The sequence below is a fragment of the Moorena sp. SIO3B2 genome (assembly GCF_010692525.1).
GTDB lineage: Bacteria > Cyanobacteriota > Cyanobacteriia > Cyanobacteriales > Coleofasciculaceae > Moorena > Moorena producens.
On the sequence record NZ_JAAHHE010000151.1, the window covers coordinates 11796 to 15556 of the forward strand.

4 protein-coding genes are annotated in these 3761 nt (G+C 39.8%); all 4 read right to left on the reverse strand.

Annotated elements, in window-relative coordinates; translation table 11 throughout:
- Positions 1 to 135: 135 nt before the first annotated feature.
- The 4 genes from F6K38_RS24560 to F6K38_RS24575 all read right to left on the reverse strand — a co-directional run bounded on the left by F6K38_RS24560 (position 136) and on the right by F6K38_RS24575 (position 3723).
- Positions 136 to 882 carry a hypothetical protein gene (locus tag F6K38_RS24560; RefSeq protein ID WP_008188172.1) on the reverse strand — a complete coding sequence of 249 codons (747 nt, stop codon included), beginning with the start codon at positions 880 to 882 and terminating at the stop codon, positions 136 to 138.
- Positions 883 to 1035: 153 nt separating this feature from the next.
- Complete coding sequence (locus tag F6K38_RS24565; protein WP_287357751.1) at positions 1036 to 1773, reverse strand: DUF3598 family protein; 738 nt, start codon at positions 1771 to 1773, stop codon at positions 1036 to 1038.
- Positions 1774 to 1866: 93 nt separating this feature from the next.
- On the reverse strand, positions 1867 to 2670 hold the full coding sequence (locus F6K38_RS24570; protein ID WP_287357754.1) for a DUF3598 family protein: 804 nt from the start codon (positions 2668 to 2670) through the stop codon (positions 1867 to 1869).
- Between the two features lie 3 nt (positions 2671 to 2673).
- Positions 2674 to 3723 (reverse strand): VOC family protein, encoded by a 1050-nt coding sequence (locus F6K38_RS24575; RefSeq protein WP_044494689.1) that lies wholly within the window; start codon positions 3721 to 3723, stop codon positions 2674 to 2676.
- Positions 3724 to 3761: the final 38 nt, after the last annotated feature.

Here is a 3761-nt window from a genome sequence, read left to right on the forward strand (position 1 = left end):
TGTAAAAACTGGACGGTGCGCGCCTCCAAGGCCGTGAGGGATTGCTCACGGCCTTGGGTCGCACCGCTATGTCTTCGCTCTTTTCCCTTGGCTTATTTCACAGGACCGATGTACTTTTGTATTCCTTAATCTAGATTAACTTTTTTTGTTGCTAATATCTGCTGCTTCATTAAACGTATAATTATCCCAAACATTTGTGCCATCAGCTCCAGGTTTTTGAAAGACATAGGGGCGGTTAGGCATCGATTTAAAATAGTCTTTCTCAAACCAATAACCTTTTTGTTTAGCTTCTTGAATTTGGATAGCCCCAGTATTTTCATCAATTACAATTAAGTGTCCAGTGAGTCCATAAATTACTTTTTCTGGAAAAATATTACGACGAGAAACTGTATGATATGGCGGTTTCATAATCCCACGATAAAATTGATCCCGTTGTTGAGGTGGAATACCTGCCATTGCGTCTTTTAATGCTCTTTCTGTGGAATCAGTTCGATATAAATCAGCTAATTTAATCGGATCTGTTTCAGCTTCATGATGATTTCTTTTTTGATTTTCTAAGACAATCTCCCAAGGCACAAATATGGTTTCTATTTCACAAATATGGGTTTGTAATTGTTTGAGAATTTCTGCTTCATTATTTCCAGGGGGATCATTGAGCAGCTTTAACATTATTAAAACAATCCGCTCTCCTTTATTAATTGTCTCACTGTTTTTGATTTTATCAAAAATTTTTTGTATTCTTTCTTTGCTAGCTGAAGGAATATTTTGTTGTAACCCATCCCAATCAACATTACTATCCAAGGAAAGGTAACGTTCTTCCAGCATAGTTGCTATTTTCATCCAAATATCATATCGGGGATCGACAAACTTATTTAAATTCATTAACTCAATAAACCTCTAGTAAAGGTAACAGAGAGTAGGGAACAAAAATTATCACAATTCATTTAGTATCCCTATTTTATTTTTCTTCAAAAACATTCAGGATGATGCCTAAATAATGCCACATCCAAATCCTTAGATATTATTCTCTATAGTTTAAAGGTGAAATAGTTCGAGCGTCAAGCCAGAAAAGGCTCCATAATTATCATAGTTAACCCTAAGTTGTTGCAGTTGGGAATCTGTCACTAGCCAATTTGCAGCAATGTTAAAGGAGGTGCCAATACTGACTTTAGTAGGACAACTCAGAGAAATACCATCAGGGAAAAAGAACATTTTATTTCCTGCCAAGGGCCAGTGTATTTGAGTTGCTATTGGCTCAGAAACCTTTAAATCTGGGGTCATGGTAACAGCAGTTCCTTGCCAGTTACCACTCAGATTTCTCTCAGGTAAGAGATTGATTTCCTTTGACCAATATTTACTGGGAAAACCGGCTGCATCTTCACGGATACTTACTGCCCTCATCAAACTGCCATTACTATCATAAATAAGGGCAACACTATGTCTTATATCTTCATGTTTTAATAACAATTCGTGTGGCAATACCGCACCGGATTCTAACTGTTTACCTGACAAGACAGCTGCACCTTGTTCAAAGAAAAATCCTCTCATTGACTGTTTATCATACTGCCAATTTTTTTCTTCTATCCTGCCGTCAGCATATATATAACGATTAGTGTGATAAATTTCTGTTTGTTCTGGATTACTGCGGAAGCTTCTCAAACTTTGAAATGATTCTTTTACCTCTCCTTCAGGAGAATACCTTGTCCAAATACCATGCCAATCCCGCAAATGGTTTACCGTGAAATTTTTCCAGTTTTGCTCTTTTAAATCCATATCATTTACCAAAAAAAATCTTGATTATTTGCTCATTATATCTAGACAGCCTGATCTCAGATGAATAATCTTTATGAAGTATTGGAAAATATCTTAGGGATTCCCTCCAGCATCCGACAGGTAAAATTCTTCCAAAGTCAAGCTATACAAAGCTCCAGATTCATCATACTTGACCCTTAGTTGTTGTAAATCAGAGGGGGTAATCAGCCAATTTGCCGCAATGTTAAAGGAGGTACCAATATTCACTTGTTCAGGACAACTCAGAGAAATACCATCAGGAAAAAAGAACATTTTATTTCCTGCCAAAGGCCAGTGCAGTTGAGTTGCTATTGGCTCATAAACCTTTAAATCTGGGGTCATGGTAACAGAAGTTCCTTGCCAGTTACCACTCAGATTTCTCTCAGGTAAGAGATTGATTTCCTTTGACCAATATTTACTGGGAAAACCGGCTGCATCTTCACGGATACTCACTGTCCGCATCAAACTGCCATTACTATCATAAAGAATGGCAACACTATGTCTTATATCTTCATGTTTTAAGAACAATTCAGCCGGTTGAAACACCGAACCAGGTTCTAACTGTTTAGCTGACCATGTAGCTGCACCTTGTTCAAAGAAAAATGATCTCATTGACGGAAATGCTGGGTGAACAATTCCATCAGGTAACACCTTATCCTGTTTATTGGAGTGCCATTTTTTTTCTTCTATCCTACCGTCAGCGTATATATAACGATTAGTGTGATAAATTTCTGTTTGTTCTGGATTGCTGCGGAAGCTTCTCAGACTTTGAAATGATTCTATTATCTCTCCTTCAGGAGAATACCTTGTCCAAATACCATGCCAGTCACGCAAATGGTTGGCCGTGAAATTTTTCCAGTTTTGTTCTTTTAAATCCATTTTTTATCCCTCCACTAAAGTCCAAAAATAGCCATCAGGTGCAATAAATGAGAAACTTTTATCACCAAATTCGTTCTCAGATACCTGTGTTACCTCAGTTGCTGCACTACTACTAATGCGCTGGTGGTATAAATCTATCTCCTGTACTCTAATAGTGTACAAAGAAACGCCTAAGCAACCTGGACGGGAGTGGCTATGCTTGTTGGGCAGATCTGACCCTTCAATCCGCATAATGTGCAAGCGCCCAGAACGCACCTGGGATAAATCCGTAGCTGAGGCACCAGGCGGTATGAAGTCAGTCGTGAACAGATGCTCTCCATTTTCTGGACCCTTTAGTTCGAGGATATGACGGGACGCTTCACCGTATTGGCTTTCGATACTATTTACCCCACAAACCAAACCCAGTACCTGTTCGTAAAAGTCCAACTGCTCCTTACCACCTGTTACCACCATTCCTAGGTGAACGAACTCTGAGGCTTTGAAATGGGACTCTGGGTTAACAACCCCAGACAAGGGCATGGTGTAATCATGGCGTTCAAAAATGACTTGCCGTGTCAGAGGCTGGATGAGAACCATTTCATGTACACAAGGATTAGCTTGCACAAAAGGCTGAAATGGATCGGGACGATAAATCAAATTTCTCTGGGGTGGAACATAGTATACAGGTAAGCCAGCAGCGATCGCATCTTCGGCATGATTGGCAATATTAAACACATCCAAAGACAGCATCGCTCCCCAACGGCTACCCACCGCTTTTAAAGGAGTCAGTCCCAATCCTTCGTTAACTGGTTTCTCCCACACCATTAAGCGGAGCAAACCCCTGTCTTTAAGTTGATTGTGTAGTCGATGCGATCGCAAACTGGAATTGACACCATATAACTGATTAGCTTGGGTTGCACTGAGAGTACCAGATTGTCCTACACTAAAGCCAAACTGTTGCCAATATTCGATCAGAGCTGCTTCATCCTCTGCTGTTGCACCGATGGCGAGTTCGTATAAACCACTAATGGATGGAGCGTCTTCTTCTGCTGTTGGTAATGATTCATTAGCCATGTTACTTTGAGGGTTTTCCATCTTTTTCTAGGTTATGT

What these genes read in the sequence shown, in the direction of transcription:
- F6K38_RS24560 (WP_008188172.1), bottom strand. Translation starts at nt 882, where the DNA reads ATGAATTTAAATAAGTTTGTCGATCCCCGATATGATATTTGGATGAAA.
- F6K38_RS24565 (WP_287357751.1), bottom strand. Translation starts at nt 1,773, where the DNA reads ATGGATTTAAAAGAGCAAAACTGGAAAAATTTCACGGTAAACCATTTG.
- F6K38_RS24570 (WP_287357754.1), bottom strand. Translation starts at nt 2,670, where the DNA reads ATGGATTTAAAAGAACAAAACTGGAAAAATTTCACGGCCAACCATTTG.
- F6K38_RS24575 (WP_044494689.1), bottom strand. Translation starts at nt 3,723, where the DNA reads ATGGCTAATGAATCATTACCAACAGCAGAAGAAGACGCTCCATCCATT.